Source organism: Cedecea sp. B1(4) (assembly GCF_059414925.1).
The window spans coordinates 21,172-46,040 of sequence record NZ_JCAHMZ010000007.1 but is presented as its reverse complement, the minus strand read 5'-3'; the positions used below and the strand labels follow the sequence as shown (position 1 = coordinate 46,040).

The following is a 24,869-nucleotide window of genomic DNA, read 5'->3' as shown; positions in this document are numbered from 1 at the left end:
AAGCTGGCGCACGGTTTTCGTCCCAAGCTGGGCGCCAGGTGATTTATTCGGTTGCCAAACCCCCTTGAGTGTTGAGATAATTTTTAGTCTGATTCTCGAACTCACGCTTATGAGGTTTCAGTTCATGTCCCGCCGCAGCAAGTTGTTACCGGGCGGGTTTATCATCAACGAATTGTCTTAGTAGTACCGAAAAAATGGCAGAGAAACGCAATATCTTTCTGGTTGGGCCTATGGGTGCCGGCAAAAGCACTATTGGGCGTCAGTTAGCTCAGCAACTCAATATGGAATTTTTCGATTCTGATCAAGAGATTGAGAAACGTACCGGAGCTGATGTGGGCTGGGTATTCGACGTTGAAGGCGAAGAAGGCTTCCGCGATCGCGAAGAAAAAATCATCAACGAACTCACTGAAAAACAGGGCATCGTGCTGGCTACCGGTGGCGGTTCTGTGAAATCTCGTGAAACCCGCAATCGTCTTTCCGCCCGTGGCGTAGTGGTTTACCTTGAAACCACGATTGAGAAACAGCTTGCACGTACTCAGCGCGATAAAAAACGTCCGCTGCTGCAGGTTGAGACTCCACCTCGTGAAGTTCTGGAAGCGCTGGCAGGCGAACGCAATCCGCTGTATGAAGAGATTGCCGATGTCACAATTCGCACCGATGATCAAAGCGCCAAAGTGGTCGCAAACCAGATCATTCATATGCTGGAAAGCAACTGATTCTGGCTTAATCAAGAAACGCCTGCGGGCAAAGCAACAATAAGGTGGGCTCCGCGTAATGGAGAGGCTGACAGTCACTCTCGGGGAACGTAGTTACCCTATTACCATTGCCGCCGGGTTATTCAATGACCCGGCTTCCTTTTGGCCGCTGAAGGCTGGCGACCAGACCATGCTGGTTACCAATGAAACCCTTGCACCGCTCTATCTGGACAAGGTTCGTGGTCTTCTGGAACAGGCAGGCGTTAAAGTGGATACCGTCATTCTTCCGGATGGCGAGCAGTTTAAAAGCCTCGCGGTGCTTGATACCGTCTTTACGGCGCTGTTGGAAAAACCTCACGGCCGCGACACCACCTTGATTGCTTTAGGCGGTGGCGTTGTGGGCGATTTAACCGGTTTTGCCGCAGCGAGCTATCAGCGCGGGGTGCGTTTTATCCAGGTCCCTACCACACTGCTTTCGCAGGTGGACTCCTCCGTTGGCGGTAAAACTGCCGTTAACCATCCCCTCGGCAAAAACATGATTGGCGCGTTCTACCAGCCCGCTTCGGTGGTGGTGGATCTCGACTGCCTGTCGACTTTGCCTGCTCGGGAGCTGGCTTCGGGCCTGGCGGAAGTCATTAAATACGGCATCATTCTGGACGGCGAGTTCTTTGACTGGCTGGAAGAGAACATCGACGCATTGTTAAAGCTGGACGGCAAGGCAATGGCGTACTGCATTCGTCGTTGTTGTGAGCTGAAAGCCGAAGTTGTTGCCGCAGACGAGCGAGAAAGCGGCTTACGTGCTTTACTGAATCTGGGTCATACGTTTGGCCATGCCATTGAAGCTGAAATGGGCTATGGCAACTGGCTGCATGGCGAAGCCGTGGCGGCCGGTATGGTGATGGCGGCGCGTACCGCTCAGCGCCTGGGTCAATTCAGTGAGGCAGACGTTCAGCGCGTGATTGCGCTGTTGGTGCGAGCCGGGTTACCGATTAACGGGCCGCAGGAAATGTCCCCTGACGCGTATATGCCCCACATGATGCGTGACAAAAAAGTATTAGCCGGCGAGCTGCGTTTGATTCTGCCGCTGGCGATAGGGAAGAGTGAAGTGCGCGGTGGAGTACCGCACGATGTCGTTCTATCAGCCATTGCTGATTGCCAGCAGGCTTAACAACTAGAATTTTTATAGTATTTAACTTCGGGCGTGATGCAGAGATGAGCATACGCCTTTGAGTGGGGTGTTAAATGGATGAGTTTAAACCAGAAGACGAGCTGAAACCCGATCCAAGCGATCGTCGTCCTGGGCGTTCCCGCAAACCTGACGAGTTCGATAAAGAACCGCAGATCAACGTTGATGACGTCGATCTTGATGCGGACGATCGTCGTCCTTCTCGTTCACGCCGTGAGCGTGAAGAAGAGGTTGAGGAAGAGTACGAAGGTGATGACGGCCTTGCCGCAGAATCTCGTCCGGCGCGTGGTCGTAAAAAGGCAGCAAAACAGAAAGCCCCTGCTTCTCGTCAGCACATCATGATGGGCGTTGGGATTCTGGTTCTGCTGCTGCTTATCATCGGCATCGGTTCAGCCCTGAAAGCACCTTCATCTACCCCAGATACTGCCGAGCAAAAACCAGGTGCGGAGAAGAGCATCGATCTCTCCGGTTCGAACGGTGCGGCACCTGCCGATCAGCCACAGTCAGGGAATACCCCAGCTGCTGGCCAGCAGAATCCGCAGGATGTTTCCCTGCCACCTATTTCTTCTACACCAACCCAGGCCCAGACGCAGACGCAGCCGGAAGGGCAGCAGCGCGTTGAGGTTCCTGGAAACCTGAATAACGCCCTGACTCAGCCTCAGCAACAGGGGCAGATTGACAACGTGGCGAGCAATTCCACGCTGCCAACTGAACCGGCTACCGTCGCGCCAATCGCTGGCAGCAAAACCGAACCGCGTAAGCTGGCCGGTACCCAGGAGCCAACACGCACCGTTGAATCTCGTCCTGAGCGCAAGAAAACGGTGATTGAGCCTGTGCGTAAAGCCGAGCCTAAACCGCAGGTGAAAGCTGAAAGCAAACCAGTGGCAACGGTGAAACGTAGCGAACCTGCCCCGGTGGTTTCTGCTCCGGTCACTGCACCATCAACCAGCGCAGCTACTTCAACCCCGGCACCGAAAGCGACAGCATCTACTGCGCCAAAAGCAGCACCGCAAGCTGCAGCCGCGGCCAGCACTGGCGGCACGGTAACGGGGGATGCGAGCGCTATTAAGAGTGCACCAGGCAGCCACTACACGCTGCAGCTGAGCTCTTCTTCAAACTCCGCAAACCTGAATGCGTGGGCGAAAAAAGAGAATCTGCAGCACTATATGGTTTACCAGACTCAGCGTAACGGTCAGCCTTGGTTCGTGCTGGTGAGCGGTGTTTATGCCACGAAAGACGATGCAAAACGCGCGGTGACAAGCCTGCCGGCAGACGTTCAGGCTAAGAATCCGTGGGCAAAACCTATTCATCAGGTGCAGTCTGACCTCAAGTGAAAATAAGCGCAGTCGCTGTCGGAGCCTTTCCACAGCTGGATAAGGTGTAAATAGTAAGACAGCATGAAAAAAAATCGCGCTTTTCTGAAATGGGCAGGGGGGAAATTCCCCCTGCTGGACGACATAAAAAAGCATCTGCCGGAAGGCGACTGTCTGATTGAGCCTTTTGTTGGCGCGGGGTCGGTATTTCTCAATACCGACTACTCACGCTACGTCCTCGCCGATATCAATAGCGATCTGATTAACCTCTACGACATTGTCAAGAACCGTGCAGATGAGTATGTGCGGGAGTCTCGTTTGCTCTTTACCAAAGCGCAAAATGAGGAAGCTATTTATTACGCTTGCCGCACTGAGTTTAACCAATGCACTGACAAATTCCGGCGCGCGGTGTTGTTTTTGTACCTCAATCGCCATTGTTACAACGGCCTGTGTCGTTATAATCTGCGCGGTGAATTTAACGTGCCGTTTGGCCGCTACAGCAAACCTTACTTCCCTGAAGAGGAACTGTACAACTTTGCCGAACGGGCTAAAAATGCCACTTTTGTCTGTCAGTCTTATGATGTCAGCATGGTAGACGTTGCTGCGGGTTCCGTAGTGTATTGCGATCCGCCCTATGCGCCGCTTTCCGCCACCGCCAACTTTACCGCTTATCACACGGACAGCTTCAGTATGGTGCAGCAGCAGCACTTAGCCGAGCTGGCTGAAAGGCTGCGGGAGCAGAGTATTCCGGTGCTGATTTCTAATCATGACACCGAGCTGACTCGCCAGTGGTATCAGAACGCCACCGATTTCCATAAGCTGCAGGTTCGCCGCAGCATCAGCCGAAACGGTGGTAAACGTAACAAGGTGGACGAACTTCTGGCCCTTTATAAAGCGAAGGTTGCCTGAGCCGTTTCGCCCGCCGCCGAAAGATGAATGACTCCTGGAGAAGCGGATGAAACAGTATTTGATTGCCCCCTCAATCCTCTCTGCCGACTTCGCCCGACTGGGCGAGGATACGGCTAAAGCACTTGCCGCAGGTGGTGACGTCGTCCATTTTGATGTTATGGACAACCACTACGTCCCTAACCTGACGATGGGGCCAATGGTGCTTAAGGCGCTGCGCGATTACGGTATCACTGCGCCTATCGACGTTCACCTGATGGTGAAACCCGTTGACCGCATCATTCCTGATTTCGCCGCGGCTGGTGCCAGCATTATTACCTTCCATCCTGAAGCCTCTGAACATGTCGATCGCTCTCTGCAACTGATCAAAGAACACGGCTGTAAAGCGGGCCTGGTGCTGAACCCGGCGACCTCGCTTTCCTGGCTGGATCACGTCATGGACAAACTGGATGTCATTTTGCTGATGTCCGTCAACCCTGGTTTTGGCGGCCAGTCGTTTATTCCACACACGCTGGAAAAACTGCGCCAGGTTCGCGAACGTATTGATGCCTCCGGCTATGATATTCGCCTTGAAGTGGATGGCGGCGTCAAAGCCGACAATATCGCGGAAATCGCCGCTGCGGGTGCGGATATGTTCGTTGCAGGTTCTGCTATTTTCGGCCAGCCTGATTATAAAGCGGTGGTTGACCGCATGCGTTCTGAACTGGCTAAGGTAAGTCATGGATAAGTTTCAAAAAATTCGGGGTGTTGCCTTCGATCTCGACGGCACGCTCATCGACACGGCGCTTGGCCTGAGTCAGGCCGTTGATCTGGCGCTTTATGCGCTTGAACTGCCTGTGGCCGGTGAAGATCGCGTTGTCACCTGGATCGGCAACGGCGCAGATATCATGATGCAGCGGGCGCTTAAGTGGTCGCTGAAAGATAAAGAACCCGACCTCGCCCAGTTGAATATGGCGCGCAAACTGTTCGATCGCTACTATGCGGAAACGGTGGAAGAGGGGAGCTTCTTGTTCCCGGGCGTAGCTGCAACGCTTGCTGCGCTGAAAGAAAAAGGCCTGCCGCTCGCCGTTGTCACCAACAAACCCACGCCTTTTGTCACGCCGCTGCTGGAAGATCTGGGCATTGCCCATTATTTCCAGACCATCATAGGTGGGGACGATGTGAAAGAGAAAAAGCCACACCCGGAAGCGCTGCACAAAGTCATGGAAACCCTGGGACTGGCGGCGGATGAGCTGCTTTTTGTCGGCGATTCCCGTAATGACATTCAGGCTGCACAGGCGGCCGGCTGCCCAAGCGTCGGCCTGACCTGGGGCTATAACTATGGCGAAGCGATTGTGCTTAGCAACCCGGACGTTGTGTTCGATCGTTTCGAAGACTTATTGCCCGCTTTCGGGCTACCACCTTTAGCAAATCAGGAAGCAGAACATGAGTAAGCCCATCGTATTTAGCGGCGCCCAGCCGTCAGGCGAATTAACTATCGGTAACTACATGGGTGCGCTGCGTCAGTGGGTAAACATGCAGGATGATTACCATTGCATTTACTGCATCGTTGACCAGCATGCGATCACCGTTCGTCAGGACCCGACCGCGCTGCGCAAAGCGACGCTGGACACTCTGGCGCTGTATCTGGCCTGTGGCATTGACCCGAAAAAAAGTACCATCTTTGTTCAGTCCCACGTGCCGGAACACGCGCAGCTGGGCTGGGTGCTGAACTGCTACACCTATTTCGGCGAGCTGAGCCGCATGACGCAGTTCAAGGACAAATCTGCCCGCTATGAAGAAAACATCAACGCCGGCCTGTTTGACTACCCGGTGCTGATGGCCGCAGACATTCTGCTGTATCAGACCAACCAGGTCCCGGTGGGTGAAGACCAGAAACAGCATCTGGAGCTGAGCCGCGACGTGGCCAGCCGCTTCAACGCGCTGTACGGCGACATCTTCAAAGTGCCTGAGCCATTTATTCCTAAGTCCGGTGCTCGCGTGATGTCCCTGCTGGAGCCGACCAAAAAGATGTCCAAGTCAGACGATAACCGTAATAACGTCATCGGCCTGCTGGAAGATCCGAAATCCGTGGTCAAGAAGATCAAGCGTGCGGTAACCGACTCCGAAGAGCCGCCTGTGGTGCGCTACGACGTGAAAGAGAAGGCGGGCGTTTCTAACCTGCTGGACATTCTTTCCGGCGTCACCGGCAAAGCGATTCCTGAGCTGGAAGCCAGCTTTGAAGGCAAGATGTATGGTCATCTGAAGGGAGAAGTGGCGGAAGCCGTGTCCGGCATGCTGACCGAGCTTCAGGAGCGCTATCACCGTTACCGTAACGACGAAGCTTTCCTGCAGCAGGTCATGAAAGAGGGTGCTGAAAAAGCCCGCGCCCGCGCCGGTGAGACGCTGAAAAAGGTCTACGAAGCGATCGGTTTCGTCGCGCATCCATAATCTTTCCCTATGAATAACCCGCCCCCTGGCGGGTTATTTCTTTTTTGTGACTGCATTCTCCTTTTGTCATTTTCCCCTTTGCCATCTATATTCAATTTTATGAAGATATATTCATTCAATAAATTGAAGATAACCGATGAGCCGCAGCTTTATTAAAAAAGAGGGCGTTGCCCAGTCCAGCCTGGCCCGTTATTTACTGGGTGAGAAATGTGGTAACAGGCTGAAAACCATAGATGAATTAGCCGGTGAATGCGGCTTTTCCGTTGGCCTGACGCAGGCCGCTTTGAAGACGCTGGAGAAGGCCGGGGCCGTGAGCGTTGAGCGCCGTGGCCGCAACGGCAGCTACCTGCTGAGCATGGATAACAAAGCCCTATTGGCGTTCGCGGACATCGGCAATGTAGTGTGTGCTATGCCGCTGCCGTACACCCGGCTTTATGAAGGGCTTGCCAGCGGTCTGAAGGCGCAGTTTGACGGGATCCCATTTTATTATGCCCATATGCGTGGGTCGGATGTTCGCGTGGAATGTCTGCTGAATGGTGTTTATGACCTGGCCGTCGTGTCCAGGCTGGCAGCGGACAGCTACCTCAGCAACCCGGATCTTTTTATCGCGCTGGCGCTGGGGCCGCAAACTTACGTGGGCGAGCACAAGCTGATTTGCCGCGCCGGGCAGCAGGAGAGCATCCGCCGTATTGGGATTGATCCTCGTTCGGCGGATCAGCGAATCATGACGGATGTTTATTTCTCCGGGCAGGATGTGGAATTGCTTGATGTGTCGTACCACGAGTGCTTGCACAGAATCGCGAAAGGCAGCGTGGATGCAGTGATTTGGAACGTTAGCAACGAAGCCGATTTGACGGCACTGGGGCTGACCGCCCTCCCGTTAAGTGGGGACAACTGCTTCCTGACGGCATCGGAAGCGGTGGTGCTTACGCGAAGTGAAGATATCCCTATTCAGCAATTGCTGAGAACGGTGGTGGATAAGAATGCCCTGCTGGCCCATCAGCAAAGCGTGCTGAGCGGTGAACAGGAACCAAGCTATTGACAGAGGTAATCAGTATGGAAGACCGGCTCAATCTGCTCTGTGAGGCAGGTGTCATCGACCGGGATATTTGTGATGGCATGAAAGTGGTTGTGACGCAGCTGGAGACCCACTGGGCTATTCCGCTGCAGAACGATCAGGGGGCAATGGCCATCACCCACATGGCTAACGCGCTGATGCGCAGCCGCCGTGGGGAAGAGGTAAACCCACTGGATGAAGAGCTGCTGGCGGAGATTAAAACCGACAGTGTCTTTGGTGATGTTGAGCAGGCCCACCACGCATTGCTGGCGCCGTTCAACGTGCAGCTGCATCCGAACGAAGAAGGGTATCTGCTGGCTAACCTGTTCAGCCTGTGGCTGACTCATAAGAGCTAACGGATTTATTTGCAACGTTTTTTCTTAGCTTAAATATTCAAAAAAATGATTATTTAAGAGGTTTATTTATCAGGTCGCGAGGCAAGGCATGTTTATTGAGGCACTCAAGGCACAGAACCCGGCGTTGATTGATGCGGCCAGAACGCTTTGGCGGCAGGGCGCAGTACTTCCCGATACCTGGATTATCGATGTCGATCAGGTTCTGGAGAACGGCCGGAAACTGCTCGCGGCCGCGCAGAAGCACGGCATCACGCTCTACTTTATGACCAAGCAAATCGGGCGTAACCCCTGGCTTGCCAACAAGCTGATTGAGTTGGGCTTTAAAGGCGCCGTGGCCGTTGATTTTAAAGAATCCCGCACGCTGCGTGAAGCCAATGTGCCCGTCTCACATGTGGGCCATCTGGTGCAGGTGCCGGTGGCCCTGGTCGAAGAGAATGTGAACGGCGAGACGGAAATCATCACGCTTTTCTCGCTGGAAAAAGCCCGCGAAATTTCCGATGCCGCGCGGGCGAGCGGACGTGTTCAGGCTGTAATGCTGAAGGTATTCGCCGAGTACGACCGACTTTACCCGGGCCAGGAAGCTGGTTTTCCGCTCGGTGAGCTGGACGACGTGGTACGCGCCATTCGCGAAATGCCGGGCATTCGGCTTGCCGGGCTGACGCATTTCCCCTGCCTGCTCTGGAACGAAGAGCAGCAACAGACGCAGCCAACCCGCAACTTGATCACGCTGCTGAAGGCGCGGGACTTGCTGCACGAACAGGGAATTCAGATCGAGCAAATCAACGCGCCGTCGGCCTCAAGCTGCAGCACTTTCTCCATTCTGGCCGAGCACGGAGTAACTCATGCTGAACCGGGCCACGCGCTGACCGGCACCATTCCGGCGAACCAGCATGGCGACCAGCCCGAGGCGATTGCCATGCTCTATCTGACGGAGGTTTCCCATCAGTTTCAGGGCAAAAGCTATTGCTTCGGCGGCGGATATTATCGTCGCGGCCATGCGCAGAATGCGCTGGTGTTCAGCCGCGATTTGCAGCCTGAGCAGGCGCGATTGATGCCGCCAGACAGCACCAGCATTGATTATCACCTGGCGCTGGAGGGCAGCTATCCCGTTGGCAGCCCGGTGGTGATGTGCTTCCGCACGCAGATTTTTGTCACCCGCAGCGATGTGGCGCTGGTGTCCGGCATCCAGAGCGGGAACCCGGTGCTCGAGGCGCTGTACGACAGCCTTGGGCATCCGATTCCAGGAGGTCAACATGAGTAAGTTTCTGGTGCTGGTCATAGACAGCTTCGGCGTGGGCGCAATGGACGATGTACCGGAAGTCAGGCCGCAGGACATCGGTGCGAATACCTGTGGACATATCCTGCAGCACTTTCCCGACCTGCGTTTACCCACGCTTGAGAAGCTGGGCCTGATTAATGCGCTGGGCTTTACGGCCAATGTGATGCAGCCGAACGCCGATGCCGCGTATGGCACAGCCGCACTGCAGCATGAAGGTGGGGACACTTTTATGGGTCACCAGGAAATTTTGGGCACAAGGCCACAAACGCCACTCCGTATGCCGTTTTCTGCAGTGATCGACGACGTAGAACGTGAACTGGCTGACGCTGGCTGGCAGGTTGAACGCAGAGGTGGCGAGCTGCAGTTTCTGTGGGTAAACCAGGCTGTCGCCGTGGGAGATAACCTTGAGGCCGATCTTGGGCAGGTGTTTAACATCAGCGCCAATCTCAGCACCATACCGTTTGAGCAGGTACGCGCCATTGGTGAAGTCGTGCGCCGCTGCGTCAAAGTGGGTCGGGTCATTGCCTTTGGTGGCTTGCTTGAGAGCAGCGAGCAGCTGATTAACGCCGCGGAAGAGAAACAGGGGCTTTATGTCGGCATTAACGCCCCGCGTTCTGGGGTATACAAAAGTGGGTTCCAGGTGGTGCATATGGGCTACGGCGTGGATGCCAGCGTTCAGGCTCCACAGCAGCTGCATCAGGTCGGTGTTAAAACCGTGCTGGTGGGTAAAGTGGCTGATATTGCGATTAACCCGCACGGCATCAGCTACCAGAATCTGGTCGACTCGCAGCGCATTCTTGATATCACCCGGGATGAGCTGAATAAGCCTGGCAGCGCCTTTATTTGTACCAACATTCAGGAAACCGATCTAGCGGGCCACGCTGAAGACGTTGCGCGCTACGCCGAGCGGCTTGAGCTGGTAGACAAAAACCTGGCTCTGCTGATGGCCGATATGCAGCTCGGGGATTGCCTGGTCGTCATGGCGGATCACGGGAACGACCCGACGATTGGCCACAGCAAGCACACTCGTGAAAACGTGCCGTTGCTGGTTTGGCAGCCCGGTATAACAGGCAATTATCTGGGCGCACGCGCTACGCTTTCTGATGTGGGTGCCACGGTTTGTGACTTTTTTAGGGCAGCCGCGCCGCAGAACGGAACGTCGTTCCTGCCGCTGCTGAATGTCTCTTCAACAGGTGGAGTGAATCATGACGGGGTATAAGCATATCGATCCATCGGGCTATACCTATGCCCACGAGCATCTTCATATCGATCTTTCCAGCTTCAAGGACAATATCGATTGCCGACTGGATCAGTACGAGCTGATTTGCGGTGAAATGAAGTCACTCTACGCGCAGGGTGTGCGCAATATCATTGAAATGACCAACCGCTACATGGGGCGCAACCCACAGTTCCTGCTGGATATCATCCGTGATACCGGAATGAACGTGATGGCCTGCACCGGTTACTACCAGCACGATTTCTTCCCGCCGCACGTGGCCACCACGCCGGTAAAAGTGCTGGCGCAGGAGATGATCGATGAAATAGAAATTGGCATCGGCGGCACGGCGTTAAAAGCGGGAATCATCGCGGAAATAGGCTCTAGCGTGGACGTTATCACCCCGGTGGAGAAACGAGTTTTCCAGGCGGCAGCCATCGCGCATCATGAAACCGGCAGGCCGATTTCAACCCATACGTCATTCAGCACCATGGGCCTTGAGCAACTGGCACTTCTGAAGTCATGGTGCGTGGATCTTTCCCGCGTCACCGTCGGGCACTGCGACCTGAAAGACAATCTGGACAACATCCTGCGGATGATCGATCAGGGCGCCTACGTCCAGTTCGATACCATCGGCAAAAACAGCTATTACCCGGACGAAAAACGCATTGCGATGCTGAGCGCACTTAAAGATCGCGGGCTGCTCGACCACGTCATGCTGTCGATGGACATTACTCGTCGCTCCCATTTGAAAGCGAACGGCGGGCCAGGTTTCGACTATTTGCTTACCACGTTTGTGCCGATGCTGCTGGAGGCCGGTTTCAGCCAGCCAGACGTCGATTTGATGTTACGTGACAACCCCTCTGTCTTTTATAAGTAAGGATTTCCCATGAAAAAGATCGGTGTCGCTGGCCTACAGCGCGAACTCATCAAACAAACCATCGAAACCGCCGCGCCGGGCAGCTTCGAAGTGTTTATCTATAACGACATGGACGCCGCGCTGAAGGTGAAATCCGGCCAGCTTGATTACTACATTGGGGCCTGTAATACCGGGGCTGGTGCGGCATTGTCTATTGCCATCGCGGTGATTGGCTACAACCGCAGCTGCACCATCGCTAAGCCCGGCATTAAAGCGAAAGAAGAGCAAATTGCCCGCCTGGTTTCAGAAGGCAAAGTGGCGTTTGGTCTCTCCGTTGAGCATATCGAGCACGCCATCCCGCTGCTCGTTAACCATTTAAAATAAAGGCATCCGTATGGAATTCTACCTTCACCTTGTTGTTGTTGCCTTGCTGACCGGGATGACGGCTTTACTGGCGCACCGCTCCGCGGCGGTGTTCCATGACGGGATTCGACCGATTCTGCCGCAGCTTATTGAAGGCAATATGAACCGCCGCGAGGCGGGGAGTATCGCTTTCGGCCTGAGCATCGGCTTTGTGGCTTCCGTCGGGATCTCCTTCACCCTGAAAACCGGGCTGCTTAACAGCTGGCTGCTGTTCCTACCGACCGACATCCTCGGCGTGCTGGCGGCCAACAGCGTGCTGGCGTTTGGGCTGGGTGCCGTTTGGGGGATCCTGATCCTGACCTGCTTGGTGCCGGTGAACCACCTGCTGACCGCGCTGCCGGTAGATGTTCTCGGCTCGTTGGGTGAGCTGAGTTCTCCGGTAGTATCTGCCTTTGCGCTATTCCCGTTGGTCGCGATTCTCTACCAGTTTGGCTGGAAGAACAGCCTGTTCGCGGCGGTGGTTGTGCTGCTGACTCGCGTGCTGGTGGTGCGTTTCTTCCCGCAGTTGAACCCGGAATCCATCGAAATCTTCGTGGGCATGATTATGCTACTGGCGATTGCGATTTTTCAGGATCTACGCTCGAGGGATAAACATGAGCACGATGCTCACGGGCAGTCGGTGTTTGAAGAGCGGACGTCAAGGATCATCAAGAACTTGCCGTATATCGCCATCGTTGGCGGGCTGATCGCCGCCGTTGCCAGTATGAAGCTGTTTGCGGGCAGCGAGGTCTCCATCTTTACGCTGGAAAAAGCCTACAAGGTTGGGCTGGATCCGACACAGTCTCAAAGCCTGATTGATCAGGCCGCACTGGCTGAGTTTATGCGTGGCCTGGGCTTTGTGCCGATGATCGCCACGACGGCGCTGGCGACCGGCGTTTATGCCGTGGCCGGGTTCACCTTTGTATTCGCCGTCGGCTACCTGATTGCTAACCCGCTACTCGCTTTTGTGGTGGGGGCGCTGGTGATTTCCGCTGAAGTCCTGCTGCTGCGCTCTATCGGGAAATGGCTGGGTCGCTATCCTTCTGTGCGTAACGCATCGGACAACATCCGCAACGCGATGAACATGCTGATGGAGATGGCGCTGCTGATTGGCTCTATCTTTGCCGCCATCAAAATGGCGGGTTATACCGGCTTCACCATTGCGACAGCGCTGTACTTCCTGAACGAATCGCTGGGTCGCCCGGTGCAGAAAATGGCCGCGCCGGTTGTGGCGGTGATGATAACCGGCATTGTGTTGAATATTCTGTTCTTCTGCGGCCTGTTTATCCCGGCCTAAGGGGGTTATGTGGAAAGCTGGCCATTGCAAAGCCTGAGCCTGGCTCAGGCCCAGCAGAAGCAATTCGCCCTGGTGGATATCATCTGCCGGCATTTTCCTGGGGCTGATTTTCTGAGCTTGGGGGATGTCGGCCTGGTGCCCGGTCTGAATCAGCCCAACACCACGCAGCGGGTTGAGGCCGTTCTGGCTGATTTCTTCTCTGCGCCAGCCGCCGCGCTGGTGCAGGGAGCCGGCACCGGGGCTATTCGTAGCGGGCTGGCGGCATTGCTAAACGCTGGCGATAAGCTGCTGATTCATCAGGCTCCGCTGTATCCTACCACTGCGGTTATCGCCGAACAGATGGGGCTGGAGCTGATTCGCGCCGATTTCAATAAGTTAAATGATGTGGAAGCCGCTATTGCGGCTCATCGTCCGGCTGCAGCTTTGATTCAGCATTCCCGCCAGACATTGGATGACGCCTATTCATTGGCTGATGTGGTGGCCTGTTTTAATCGCCACGCTTTGCCGTCGCTGGCCGACGATAATTATGCGGTGATGAAGGTCGACAACATCGGCTGCGAGTGCGGAGCCACGCTGTCGACCTTCTCCTGCTTTAAGCTATTCGGCCCGGTGGGCGTTGGCGTTGTGGTCGGTGATAAATCGGCCGTTCAGGCTGTGCGTCAGAGCATGTACTCCGGTGGCAGTCAGGTGCAGGGCTTCCAGGCTATGGAGGCGCTGCGCGGGTTAGTCTTCGCCCCGGTGATGCATGCCGTTCAGGCGCAGGTGAACGATGCGCTGGTTGAGTTATTGTCTCAGGGTGCTGTGCCTCAGGTTAAAAGTGCATTTATCGCCAATGCGCAGTCGAAGGTGCTGCTGGTGGAGTTTCATCGACCGATTGCCGAAAAAGTATTGGCCGCCGCACAAAAGCTGGGTGCATTACCTTATCCGGTAGGCGCAGAATCTAAGTATGAAATCCCGCCGCTTTTTTATCGGCTTTCCGGGACCTTTAGACAGTCTGAGTCGGGGCTGGAAAAGCGGATGATCCGCATCAACCCGAACCGCAGCGGCGCAGAAACCGTGTTAAGAATTTTGCGGGAAAGCTGTGCAGAGGCAGAAAAGTAAAAGGGAGGCTGGTGCCTCCCTTGGTATTTAATGGTTTGAGAACCAGTTTAGCCTGTTACGAAGGCCCACCACTCGGCCTACAATAATCAGCGCCGGGCTGCAAACCTGGGTGGCTAGCTCACCTAATTGGTCTAGGGTGCCGTCCACGACGCGCTGATTCACCGCCGTGCCGTTTTCTACCAGCGCAACCGGCATGCTCTCTTCCATCCCGTGGGCGATCAGCTGCTGCTGAATAGCCGAGGCCTGATTAAGCCCCATGTAAAACACCAGCGTTTGTTTCTCTGCCGCCAGGTTAGCCCAGTCGAGTTCGCCCCCGGTTTTCAAATGGCCGGTGACCAGGCGCACGCTTTGCGCGTAATCCCGGTGAGTAAGCGGAATGCCTGAGTAGGCGGAACAGCCGGAAGCTGCGGTGATCCCTGGCACGACAGAGAACGGAATTCCGCCGTTGCACAGCGTTTCCAGCTCTTCACCGCCGCGCCCGAAGATAAACGGATCGCCGCCTTTCAGGCGAACCACGCGTTTGCCTTTTTGCGCCTCCCGCAGCAGGATTTGGTTAATCTCTTCCTGCGGCACGCAGTGGTAGCCCGCCCGCTTGCCGACAAACACGCGGTCTGCGTCGCGGCGGACCAGATTCATGATGTCGTCCGACACCAGGCGGTCATAAACTACAACATCGGCCTGCTGAATTTGCTGCAGGCCTTTCAGCGTCAGCAAGCCAGCATCGCCGGGGCCAGCGCCAACCAGCACCACTTCACCGCGGTGATCGAGCGGGGTGGAGAACAGCGATTCCGTCTCTTTTTCAACGGCAAGCTGGTCTTCGTTGGCCAGATACTGCGCCAGGCGATCGTTAGTGAAAAACTTCTCCCAGAAGCGGCGACGCTCGCCCATGGTGGCAAAAGTTTGTTTCACGCGGCCACGCAGAGTACCTGCAAAAGCGGCGATTTTACCCAGATGCAGCGGTAGGCTGGCTTCCAGCTTTTCGCGCAGCAGTCGGGCCAGAACAGGGGACGTGCCGCCGGAAGAGACGGCGACCATCAGCGGGGAGCGGTCGATAATCGACGGCATAATAAAGCTCGCCTGTTTCGGCGCATCCACCACGTTGCAGAAGATCCGGCGGGATTCAGCGGCATCGCTAACCTGCTGATTCACCTCATCATCGTCGGTGGCGGCAATTGCCAGCCAGCTTTCGTCCAGCAGCGTTTCTGAGAACGCCCCTTCGGCCAGCGTCAGCATATTTTGCTCAGCCCACACCTTAAACTGTGGGCTGAATTCGAGGGCGTTAACGGTGATGCGCGCACCTGCCTCCAGCAATAAACGCGCTTTGCGTTCAGCGACATCGCCACCGCCTACCAGCAGGCAGGCGCGGCCACGTAACTGACAAAATATCGGCAGGTGATCCACGGTCAATCCTCAATTAATTACGGGCGGTTTCCGCTGCGCCTGCGGCGGCAGGCTGCGGGCGTTCGGCTTTCGGCGTAGCATACCAATAACCCAGACCCATGAATACCACGCCGGAAAGGGTGTTCCCCAGCGTGACCCACAGCAGGTTATGGCCGATGCCGGACAGCGTATAAGCCTCGCTATGATGGCCAAACCAGGACAGGGCAAACAGCGTCATGTTGGCGATGGAGTGCTCGTAGCCGGAGGCAATAAATGCCAGCAGGCACCACCAGATTGCGATGAGCTTCGCCGCCCCTTCGGTGCGAATTACCATCCAGATTGCCAGGCAAACCAGCCAGTTACACAGCACCCCTTTAAAGAACAGCACCATCGCTGGTGCAGTGGTTTTTGCCAGCGCGACGGTGTGCACGATACTGGTATCTACCGGCAGCAGACTACCGCCGCCCCAGCTATACAACAGCGCGACAAATACCGAGCCGACCAGGTTGCCCAGCCAGGTTTGCGGCAGAATCGCCCACATCTGGCCGTGAGAGATGGTGCCGGCTTTCACGCCGAAGGTCAGGAACATGGTGTGCCCGGTGAACAGCTCGGAACCGGCGATAATCACCAGCGTCAGGGCGATCCCGAAGGTCGCACCCATCACCAGCGGACGAATGGCCGGATCGAGTAAATTACCGAGGGTGAAAATCAGGATGATGCCAAGGCCAACGTAGGCCCCAGCCATGGCGGAACTGACCCAAAAGCCCAGAGGGTTTGTCTGCGAGAGACGGTTAATACGCGCGGCATTCGCTGCACACTTATTGATGGTGTCGGTGAACATTTTTGCTATCCCAATGAAGTTAAAAATAAAAATTAAATACCCTCACCCCGGCCCTCTCCCAAAGGGAAAGGGGGAAATCCGTCGCCGCTATTGTTGCTCGATCGGTTCCCTCGCTCCCGAGGGAGGAATACTGTCGGTATCCTCTCCCTTAGGGAGAGGATAGGGTGAGGGTTGTTTTATGGATTACGCTTTTATCTGCACCAGCCCGTCCTGCACGCGCGCTTCATAGTGCGGTACGGAACGGCTTTCATCTTCCAGGCACAGGCCGTCCCGCAGGCGGAAGTGCTGCTTTTTCAGCGGGCTGGCAACCCACAGCTCGGCCTGATGTTCTGCAATCAGTCCGCGGGAAAGCACGCTGGCTTCAAAGAACGGGTCGATATTACTGATGGCGTAAACCTGCTCGTCTTTACGCGGGCGGAAAATAGCCACCTGCGCCGAACCGACCAGGGCGCAAACGCCGGTTGCTGGCAGGATATCGTCTAGCTGACAAACGGTTGTCCACTGGCTCATGCGTGTTCCTCCACTTCTACCAGAGTGACCGGAATACGCTCATACGGCGTGGCCGGACGGTGTTGATCGCGCTCGCTAACAATTTGCACATTCGGGTCGCGCTGCGGGCTGTTGATAAAGTGTTTGAAGCGAACCTGCGCCTGCGGCGTGTTCACAGTTTCCGTCCACTCGCAGATTACTTTCTCGCGCAGGCGGTTAATCTCCGTTTCAAGCTGATCGTTCAGGCCCAGCTTGTCATCGACAATCACGCTACGCAGGTAATCAATGCCGCCTTCCAGGTTTTCCAGCCAGACGGAAGTACGGGTAAGTTTGTCGGCGGTGCGGATGTAGAACATCATGAAGCGGTCGAGATACTTGATGATGGTGTCGCGGTCGAGGTCCGCCGCCAGCAGGTCCGCATGGCGCGGTTTCATGCCGCCGTTACCACACACATACAGGTTCCATCCCTTCTCCGTGGCGATAATACCCACGTCTTTGCCCTGCGCTTCCGCACATTCGCGGGTACAGCCGGAGACGCCAAACTTCATTTTGTGTGGGGTGCGGATGCCTTTGTAGCGGTTTTCCAGCTCGACGCCAAAGCCTACGCTGTCGCCCACGCCGTAGCGGCACCAGGTGCTGCCGACGCAAGTTTTCGCCATTCGCAACGCTTTGGCGTAGGCGTGGCCGGTTTCGAACCCGGCTTCAATAAGCTGACGCCAGATTTCTGGCAAATCGTCCTTTTGTGCGCCGAACAGGCCGATGCGCTGAGAGCCGGTGATTTTGGTATACAGGTTGTATTCGCGGGCGATACGACCCACTTCCATCAGTCCTTCAGGCGTGATTTCGCCGCCTGCCGAGCGCGGGATCACCGAGTAGGTGCCGTCTTTCTGAATGTTGCCGAGGAAGTTATCGTTGGTGTCCTGCAGCGGCGTCAGCTCAGGCTGCAGGACGTAGTCGTTCCAGCAGGAAGCCAGCAGCGAACCCACGGTGGGTTTACACACTTCACAGCCGTAACCCTTGCCGTATTTGTGCAGCAGCTGGTCGAAGGATTTGATTCCTTCCACGCGGATCAGGTGGTACAGCTCCTGGCGCGAGAAGGCGAAGTGTTCGCACAGGTTGTTGTTCACTTCGATACCGGCTTTGGCCAGCTCGGCGTTCAGCACCTGAGTCACCAGCGGAATACAGCCACCGCAGCCGGTCCCTGCCTTGGTTTCGGCCTTCAGCGCCGCCACGGTGTGGCAGCCTTTGTTGATGGCTTTGATCAGGTCACCTTTGGTGACGTCAAAGCAGGAGCAGATCTGCGCGCTTTCCGGCAGCTTATCGACGCCGATAGACGGTTTTCCGCTGCTGGCGTGTGCCGGCAGGATCAGCGCATCCGGGTTTTCCGGCAGCTCAATTGCGTTCAGCACCAGCTGCAGCAGGTTGCCGTAGTCGCTGGTGTCGCCCACCAGCACGGCACCAAGCAGGGTTTTATTGTCTTCGCTAACCACCAGTCGCTTGTAAACCTCTTTGCTTTCATCGAGGTAAACGTAGCTGCGGGCGTTAGGCGTGCGGGCGTGCGCATCGCCAATGCCGCCGACATCAACGCCGAGCAGTTTCAGCTTGGCGCTCATGTCAGCGCCTTCAAAGGTGTTTTCCGTGCCGAGCAGGTGGTCGGCCGTGACCTGAGCCATTTTATAACCCGGCGCAACTAGCCCAAAAACGCGGTTATTCCAGCTGGCACACTCCCCGATGGCATAAATATCCGGATCGGAAGTCTGGCACTTATCGTTGATGGTGATCCCGCCGCGCTGGGCCGTTTCAAGCCCACATTGCGTAGCCAGCTTGTCCTGCGGACGAATACCGGTGGAGAAGACGATGAAATCCACTTCCAGCTCGCTGCCGTCGGCAAAACGCATTGTTTTACGGGCTTCAGTGCCCTGCTGGACGATTTCCTGGGTGTTTTTGCCGGTATGCACACGCACGCCCATGCGCTCGATTTTGCTGCGCAGTTGTTCGCCGCCCATGCGGTCAAGCTGCTCGGCCATCAACATTGGCGCGAATTCGATAACGTGGGTTTCCACGCCAAGGTTTTTCAGCGCCCCGGCCGCTTCCAGCCCCAGCAGGCCACCGCCGACGACGGCCCCGCGTTTGCTGCGGCGGGCGCAGGACTCAATGGCATTAAGGTCTTCGATGGTGCGGTAAACGAAGCAGTCCTGGGTTTCAGAGCCTTTAATCGGCGGGATCCACGGGTAAGAACCTGTCGCCATCACCAGTTTGTCGTAATAAACGGTGCGGCCGGTATTGGAATGGATCACTTTTTCCTGGCGATTGATGGTGATGGCACGTTCGCCAACCAGCACTTTTACGCCATGTTTTTCGTAGTAGCCGTCGCGGACAAGGGAGAGTTCTTCAGCGGTATGATGGGAGAAATAAGAAGAAAGGTGTACTCGATCGTAGGCTTTACGCGGCTCTTCACAAAATACGGTGATGTCGAACTGGTCCGGCGGGGCCTTATCAAGTAAGTCTTCGATAAAGCGATGGCCAACCATGCCATTACCGATAACTGCGATTCTGACTTTGCTCATAATTGCCTCAATTTCTTTTCTATTACCGCCTACCTTAACGATTCAGCTGTGGTGATTATTGATGCAAATCAAATGCGCCTTTATATACCCATTAAGAGGTATATCATTGATTTTGATGTGTTTTTGTAAGTCATGGAATTGTCTGGTTTTCCGCCAGTAGCAGACGTTAGAGGAGATTCAGTTCAGCAAAGGGTTCGCGCGGAGCCGGGCAACAATCAAGTCAACAAAAGTGCGTACTTTGGCGGAAGCGTGGCGGCCTTCGGTATGCACCACATGTATGGGGAGTGGCTCAAGCTCGTATTCGCTCAGTACGATTTGCAGTTCCCCCTCGTGCAGGGCTGGCGCTATCTGATAATCCAGGACTCGCGTCAGCCCCCAGCCTGCTTTTGCGGTGGCAATCGATGACTCGTTGTTGTTGCACTGGAGCGCGGCATTGATCATGACGCGTTGTTCACCCGCAAAGCGCCACTCCGGTGAGGCCCAGGCACTGGCCGAAGAGACAATACGGTGGTTTTTGAGGTCCGCAGGTGTCAACGGTGTGCCATGTTTTTCCAGGTAACCTGGGGAAGCACAAACGACCCGGCGCACGGTGCCGACTTTGGTTGCCGTCAGCCCTGAATCGGGCAAATGCCCAATGCGAACGGCGACATCGATTCCTTCTTCGATGATGTTTACCTGGCGATCAACGAACAGTGACCGGGCGCGCATGGTTGGCCACGCGTCAAGATAATCAGTGATCGCCGGCAAGACGAATTTCTGGCCGAACAGCACAGAAGCGGTAACCGTCAGGATCCCAGACGGCGTGGCATAGGAGCCTGCCGCTGCCGCCTCGGCTTCCTCTATGCTGGTGAGAATCGTGCGGCAGTCGTTGAGGTATCGCAGGCCAGGCTCGGTCAGCTTCACTGTGCGTGTGGTGCGGATAAAAAGCCGGGTTCCGATGACCTCTTCCAGGGCAGCAACCGCACGCGTGACCACTGGCGCACTGATATGGAGCTGGCGTGCCGCAGCGGCAAAACTCTCGGTTTCTGCGACTTTGACGAAAATTTTCATCGCCTGCCAACGATCCATGCACAACCTCATCACCTGTCTGAAAAGAATTTCAGTATCGGGTATTCGCCGGGTATGGCGCAATCCCGGTATTACAGCTCAAGCTGAATGCGGTTTTCTTCTCCCGCAGGCAGCTGTGCCGGAACTGCGCAGCAAATCAGGACCTCATCATCTGCCGTGCTTGCGGACGGTATTTTCGGGTAGGTGACTGAGCCTTTGAGGAGTTTAGTCCGGCAGGTTCCGCAGTGGCCTTCCCGGCAGCTGAATTCCGGGGTTAATCCCCGAGCTTCGGCCAGCTCTAAAAGCGAACCTGAATCCGGTAGCCAGCGAGCCTCTTTTAGTGAACGCATAAAAGCAACCGGTACGGGGCCGGTGGAAGGCTGCAGGGCGTCAGGTTTTGGCGTTTGGCTGGCTGTGGTGCGAACCAACGCTGAGGGACCAAAGGCTTCCGCATGGATTCTGTCATCGCCGATGTTGTATTTCCGCAGTCCGTCATAGAGAGATTGGGTGAATGCCGCCGGGCCGCAAACATAGAAATCGTAGTCGTTAAACGGCAGACGACTGGTCAGTAAAGGTATATCGATATGACCACGAACATCATACTCCACGCCCAACTGAGCGCTTTCCGGCTGACTGAGTACGCGAATCACCTGCACGGCACCTTTGGCTGCCGTGACCAGTTCGCCAATCTCGTGAGTAAAAGGTAAATCTTCCAGCTGTCTTGATGCCTGGAACAAAAACGTTTGTCGAATACGTTGTTTGCGTAGCCCTTCATAGACGATGTGGCGCAGCATGGCGAGCACCGGGGTAATGCCCACGCCTCCGGCCAGCAACACGGCAGGGCGTGGCTCATGGGCGTCAAGGGTGAAACCTCCAGCCGGAGCCCGGACGTCAATTATATCGCCAACGGAAACGCCGTTGTGCAGGTGGCTGGAGACACTTCCTTCCCGCTTGACGCTAATACGATAAAAACCGTCGGACGGAGCCGATGAAAGCGTGTAAGTACGGATTGCTGGAGCTTCTGTGCCGTGAAGCTTCACGCGAATGGGTAAATGCTGCCCGGCGAGATGAGGCAGCAGGCCAGCATCGTCGTCAGGTTGAAGATAGAAAGATCGAATCGAGCGGCTCTCATCCTCAATCTTCGCCACGCGAAAAGGCCGCCAGCGGGTGGCGAGTTCCGTCGCTTTCAGGCGGTTGCTGGCTGCCTGCCAGTCTCCGGTCATCAGCGAATGAGGAGAAAGCCCCTCGGCTTCAAACTTCCAGCGCAGCGCCAGCGCGTTGCGGCGGCGTACAACCCGACGGGCTTTAAACGTCCATAGCCGTTCTGCGCCCTGGAAGGCGGCGATTTCCGGTGAGTCCAGAATGACTTTTGCTTCGCCGGTCATTTGCAGCATGTCGCCGGTGTTAAAGTCCACGAACAGCAGGCCAGCCTGGCCGTTAAGCAGAATATTACCGAGTGTGGCAAAAAAGAGATTGCCGTTGAAGTCAGGAATGGTCAGTGTGCCGTCATCGCCGACCCGGATGAAGCCGGGTTTGCCGCCGCGGTGGGAAACGTCGGCCTGTCGCTTACCCTCTCTTTCGGCCCAGGAGGCCACAAAAAAGGCATCAGCTGCCTGAATCATTGCGCTTGCTTCAGCGTCCAGCCCCGGAAGGGTCTCTAACGTACCACCTGCATGACTACCGGGCGCGCGGGTAAAAGTGAATTCACGCAGTTGAATATAGCGCGGGCAGTTACCGAAGCTTTGGTCGACTTCAACCTGAAGGCCGCCCTCTGTTTGCAGTAGCGTGCCATTCATCCTGTTACGCCGTCGGGTATGAAGCTCGATGCCCAACAAACCAAGGGATGCGTTGGGCACTACCCCTTCTCTGGCCGGATCTTCCCCAGGCAACGACGCTGCAATCGTCAGGCGGGTTGAGGTCGGAGAGGAGATAAAACCGGGCTTACCTTCCAGAAATGTTGCCCACGCTTCGCCATTCTGAGAGATGCTGCCGATGACGATAAAAGGCAGCTGAGCGTAGAAGTCACGATGCTGCTCGGGCATGTAATCGCGTATTACTCGCTGGCCCACTTCAGCCATACGTTCGGTGACGCCGATTTTGTCCTGAAGGAATATTTCACCTTTATGCCAGACCGACTTTTTCGTCAGCTTCTCGCTCATTTTGCTCTCCCAGGGATGCGTGAGATTAGGCGACGGCGTTAAGGCCTGCGGCCGTTTTAACGAAAGGCACAAACCCTGGCAACGCTTCTATCCGACGGAGGAAAGCATTCACGGCTGGATAACCGGAAAGGTCCACATTCCCCTCAGGTGCGCTGGAGGTATAGCTGTAAATGGCAACGTCGGCGATGGTTGGGTGGTCGCCGACCAGCCATTTACGGTTGGCGAGATGCTGTTCAAGGCGTCCCAGAAAGACGTGAGCGCGGGCAATCACCTCATCAGGATTAAATTTGGCACCGAAAACCGTGACCAGGCGGGCTGCGGCTGGACCAAAGGCGAGGTCTCCGGCGGCGACGGAAAGCCAGCGTTGAACGGCTGCCGCGCCCTGCGGATCTTCCGGCAGCCATGCACGTTCGCCACTTTTTTTCGCCAGGTAGACAAGAATGGCGTTGGAGTCAGGGATCAGCGTGCCTTCATCGTCCAGCAGAGGGACCTGCCCAAACGGGTTGAGTGCCAGGTATTCCGGCTGCTTGTGCGCACCAGCTTTTAGATCCAGTTCAACCAGCTCATGGGGCAGGCCGAGCAGGGAGAGAAACAGGCGAGCGCGGTGGGCATGACCTGACAGCGGGAAGTGGTAGAGTTTCATAAATTGGTTCCTGATTGACTGAACGGGAAAGGCCCCGAACGATGCAAACAGGTTGCCACAGGCAATAATGGGCAGGAATAAGCCTTATCGGCAATTCATTATTGCGAAAAACGTAATAATAGCGGGAGGGAAAGTGAAAGAACCCTCTCCCTGTTAAAGGAGAGGGTGAGTTGCAGGACTATCAGTGTGCCGCAGCCTCTACGCCATGGCGGCGGTGCCTGGTGACGAACCCAAGCAGCAGGCACATGACGAAGACGACAGCGTACAGGCCATTGGCGGTGTGCAGAGCAGCCAGAGGACCACTGTGCGCCACGATTGGACCCGTGACGATGAAGGTCAGCATGGTGCCCACGGTGCCGCAGGTCAGGACAAAGTTAACCAGCTTCGGAGAGGACACTTTGGTCTGCTGTGAACCCAGGGTGATGATGGTGGTGTAAATGGCGCTGGAGAAGAAACCAAGCGACAGAATAAACCACACCAGGTGAGCCGGGTCACCGTGGTTGAACAGGTACATTAGCACGGTGGCTGCCCCGGCGAGCACGGTCAGAATGCGCTGCAGGTCGAAGAAACGCAGGATGAAGCTGAACGCCCACATGCCGAACATGTAAGACATCCAGAAGTCACTCACCAGTTTACCGGCATCGTTGATGCTCATGCCCAGGCCTTTGGCATATTCCGGAACCCAGGAAATAAAGCCCAGCTGGCCGAGGATGTAGCACAGCGCCGCGATGGACAGGAACAGCACGCCGATGCCCCATTTTTCTTTGGTGACAGGCTGGTCGTCTTTCTTCGCATGTTTGCCCAGCGCCGGGAATTCACAGCCCAGGGTCAGCAGGAAGATAGCGACATAGACCAGGCCGATACATACGTAGACCCAGTACCAGTTGATGCTGCGAGCCAGCAGAATAGCGGCGACCATCGGGAAAATCATCCCGGCCATGCTGAAGAAGGAGTCGGTAAACAGCAGGCGGGAACCACGCTGACGCCCTTCATACATATGGGTGATCAGGAAGGTACCAATCGACATGGTTATCCCGCTCACAAGGCCCAGTACGAACATGGATGCGGAGAAGATAGCCAGGTTATGACCGAAGATCAGGCCAGCGACGGCCAGCACCATCAGCAGGAAACCAAAGCGCAGCTGGGTTTTCAGCGGCACGATTTCCATCAGCCAGGCGTTCAGGAAGATAGAGATTAAAATACCGGCATTAAGGAACGTAAAGGTATTACTCATGCTGGACACCGGCAGATTAAAGTACTCTGCGATGTTTCCCATCACCATCCCGGTGACGATCACCAACGCGCCAGTCAGGGCGTAGGAGAAGAAGCTAATCCATAAGAGCTTGGTTCGGTTGCTGTTAGTCATAACGAGCCTGTGCAAGGAAATGTAAAGCGCATTGACAGCGCGGCGGACGGGCAGATTTTAGTCATTTGCGTGATCTATTTAAATGAATTATGAATTTATTGCTGAAATAAACTGATTGAATCATGAGGTGCATCACATATTTCAATCTATTTCAGCGTGTTGGCACGGCAACTCGTTGATTTGCGTGTAAGTAAAAAACCGTAAATGGCTGGCGTCGGCTGCGGTGCCTCTTTACAATCAAGCCACTTGCTTCACTCACTGCCTTCGTAAGGAATTGTTC

23 protein-coding genes are annotated in these 24,869 nt (G+C 55.6%); 15 read left to right on the top strand and 8 right to left on the bottom strand.

Features of this window, described 5'->3' with window-relative positions:
- Positions 1-194 precede the first annotated feature (194 nt).
- The 15 genes from aroK (at position 195) to ACR6JA_RS15500 (ending at position 14,097) form a co-directional block, all read left to right on the top strand.
- Positions 195-716, top strand: coding sequence for a shikimate kinase AroK (gene aroK, locus ACR6JA_RS15570; RefSeq protein ID WP_008457837.1), 522 nt, complete (start codon positions 195-197; stop codon positions 714-716).
- A 58-nt stretch (positions 717-774) separates the two neighbouring features.
- The gene (gene aroB / locus ACR6JA_RS15565; RefSeq protein ID WP_494494117.1) at positions 775-1,863 is read left to right on the top strand and encodes a 3-dehydroquinate synthase; all 1,089 of its coding nucleotides are present in this window, start codon (positions 775-777) and stop codon (positions 1,861-1,863) included.
- A gap of 74 nt (positions 1,864-1,937) precedes the next feature.
- Positions 1,938-3,215 carry a cell division protein DamX gene (damX, locus tag ACR6JA_RS15560; RefSeq protein WP_494494116.1) on the top strand — a complete coding sequence of 426 codons (1,278 nt, stop codon included), beginning with the start codon at positions 1,938-1,940 and terminating at the stop codon, positions 3,213-3,215.
- A 63-nt stretch (positions 3,216-3,278) separates the two neighbouring features.
- Complete coding sequence (gene dam / locus ACR6JA_RS15555; RefSeq protein ID WP_213713854.1) at positions 3,279-4,103, top strand: adenine-specific DNA-methyltransferase; 825 nt, start codon at positions 3,279-3,281, stop codon at positions 4,101-4,103.
- A 46-nt stretch (positions 4,104-4,149) separates the two neighbouring features.
- Positions 4,150-4,827: a ribulose-phosphate 3-epimerase gene (rpe, locus tag ACR6JA_RS15550; RefSeq protein WP_039288419.1), complete on the top strand. Its 678-nt coding sequence runs from the start codon at positions 4,150-4,152 to the stop codon at positions 4,825-4,827.
- Positions 4,820-5,533, top strand: coding sequence for a phosphoglycolate phosphatase (locus ACR6JA_RS15545; RefSeq protein ID WP_494494115.1), 714 nt, complete (start codon positions 4,820-4,822; stop codon positions 5,531-5,533). Before rpe ends, ACR6JA_RS15545 begins: the two co-directional genes overlap by 8 nt.
- Positions 5,526-6,530 carry a tryptophan--tRNA ligase gene (trpS, locus tag ACR6JA_RS15540; RefSeq protein WP_008457824.1) on the top strand — a complete coding sequence of 335 codons (1,005 nt, stop codon included), beginning with the start codon at positions 5,526-5,528 and terminating at the stop codon, positions 6,528-6,530. Before ACR6JA_RS15545 ends, trpS begins: the two co-directional genes overlap by 8 nt.
- Before the next feature lie 136 nt (positions 6,531-6,666).
- On the top strand, positions 6,667-7,572 hold the full coding sequence (gene yhfZ, locus ACR6JA_RS15535; protein WP_494494114.1) for a GntR family transcriptional regulator YhfZ: 906 nt from the start codon (positions 6,667-6,669) through the stop codon (positions 7,570-7,572).
- A 14-nt stretch (positions 7,573-7,586) separates the two neighbouring features.
- Positions 7,587-7,943, top strand: a complete 357-nt coding sequence (locus tag ACR6JA_RS15530; protein WP_494494243.1) for a PRD domain-containing protein — start codon at positions 7,587-7,589, stop codon at positions 7,941-7,943.
- Between the two features lie 88 nt (positions 7,944-8,031).
- Positions 8,032-9,204 (top strand): YhfX family PLP-dependent enzyme, encoded by a 1,173-nt coding sequence (locus tag ACR6JA_RS15525; protein ID WP_494494113.1) that lies wholly within the window; start codon positions 8,032-8,034, stop codon positions 9,202-9,204.
- The gene (locus ACR6JA_RS15520) at positions 9,197-10,441 is read left to right on the top strand and encodes a phosphopentomutase (RefSeq protein ID WP_494494112.1); all 1,245 of its coding nucleotides are present in this window, start codon (positions 9,197-9,199) and stop codon (positions 10,439-10,441) included. The genes ACR6JA_RS15525 and ACR6JA_RS15520 overlap by 8 nt, the downstream gene beginning before the upstream one ends.
- Complete coding sequence (locus tag ACR6JA_RS15515) at positions 10,428-11,318, top strand: phosphotriesterase-related protein (RefSeq protein ID WP_494494111.1); 891 nt, start codon at positions 10,428-10,430, stop codon at positions 11,316-11,318. The genes ACR6JA_RS15520 and ACR6JA_RS15515 overlap by 14 nt, the downstream gene beginning before the upstream one ends.
- A 9-nt stretch (positions 11,319-11,327) precedes the next feature.
- Positions 11,328-11,681, top strand: a complete 354-nt coding sequence (locus tag ACR6JA_RS15510) for a DUF2620 domain-containing protein (protein WP_038478118.1) — start codon at positions 11,328-11,330, stop codon at positions 11,679-11,681.
- A 10-nt stretch (positions 11,682-11,691) separates the two neighbouring features.
- On the top strand, positions 11,692-12,996 hold the full coding sequence (locus tag ACR6JA_RS15505; protein WP_494494110.1) for a YhfT family protein: 1,305 nt from the start codon (positions 11,692-11,694) through the stop codon (positions 12,994-12,996).
- A 9-nt stretch (positions 12,997-13,005) separates the two neighbouring features.
- Positions 13,006-14,097 carry an aminotransferase gene (locus tag ACR6JA_RS15500; RefSeq protein WP_494494109.1) on the top strand — a complete coding sequence of 364 codons (1,092 nt, stop codon included), beginning with the start codon at positions 13,006-13,008 and terminating at the stop codon, positions 14,095-14,097.
- A gap of 27 nt (positions 14,098-14,124) precedes the next feature.
- Here the strand turns inward: ACR6JA_RS15500 and cysG are convergent, their stop codons facing one another.
- The 8 genes from cysG to tsgA all read right to left on the bottom strand — a co-directional run bounded on the left by cysG (position 14,125) and on the right by tsgA (position 24,589).
- On the bottom strand, positions 14,125-15,498 hold the full coding sequence (cysG, locus tag ACR6JA_RS15495; RefSeq protein ID WP_494494108.1) for a siroheme synthase CysG: 1,374 nt from the start codon (positions 15,496-15,498) through the stop codon (positions 14,125-14,127).
- Positions 15,499-15,511: 13 nt separating this feature from the next.
- Complete coding sequence (gene nirC, locus ACR6JA_RS15490; RefSeq protein WP_494494107.1) at positions 15,512-16,318, bottom strand: nitrite transporter NirC; 807 nt, start codon at positions 16,316-16,318, stop codon at positions 15,512-15,514.
- Between the two features lie 183 nt (positions 16,319-16,501).
- Positions 16,502-16,828 (bottom strand): nitrite reductase small subunit NirD, encoded by a 327-nt coding sequence (gene nirD, locus ACR6JA_RS15485; protein ID WP_008457053.1) that lies wholly within the window; start codon positions 16,826-16,828, stop codon positions 16,502-16,504.
- A complete protein-coding gene (gene nirB, locus ACR6JA_RS15480) occupies positions 16,825-19,374 on the bottom strand; it encodes a nitrite reductase large subunit NirB (RefSeq protein ID WP_213713881.1) in 2,550 nt (849 codons plus the stop codon). Before nirB ends, nirD begins: the two co-directional genes overlap by 4 nt.
- Positions 19,375-19,551: 177 nt before the next feature.
- The gene (locus tag ACR6JA_RS15475) at positions 19,552-20,442 is read right to left on the bottom strand and encodes a LysR family transcriptional regulator (protein WP_213713883.1); all 891 of its coding nucleotides are present in this window, start codon (positions 20,440-20,442) and stop codon (positions 19,552-19,554) included.
- 71 nt (positions 20,443-20,513) lie between these two features.
- Positions 20,514-22,580: a 2Fe-2S iron-sulfur cluster-binding protein gene (locus ACR6JA_RS15470; protein WP_494494106.1), complete on the bottom strand. Its 2,067-nt coding sequence runs from the start codon at positions 22,578-22,580 to the stop codon at positions 20,514-20,516.
- Positions 22,581-22,605: 25 nt separating this feature from the next.
- Complete coding sequence (locus ACR6JA_RS15465) at positions 22,606-23,223, bottom strand: glutathione S-transferase family protein (protein WP_494494105.1); 618 nt, start codon at positions 23,221-23,223, stop codon at positions 22,606-22,608.
- Between the two features lie 181 nt (positions 23,224-23,404).
- Positions 23,405-24,589: an MFS transporter TsgA gene (gene tsgA / locus ACR6JA_RS15460; protein ID WP_213713890.1), complete on the bottom strand. Its 1,185-nt coding sequence runs from the start codon at positions 24,587-24,589 to the stop codon at positions 23,405-23,407.
- Positions 24,590-24,869: the final 280 nt, after the last annotated feature.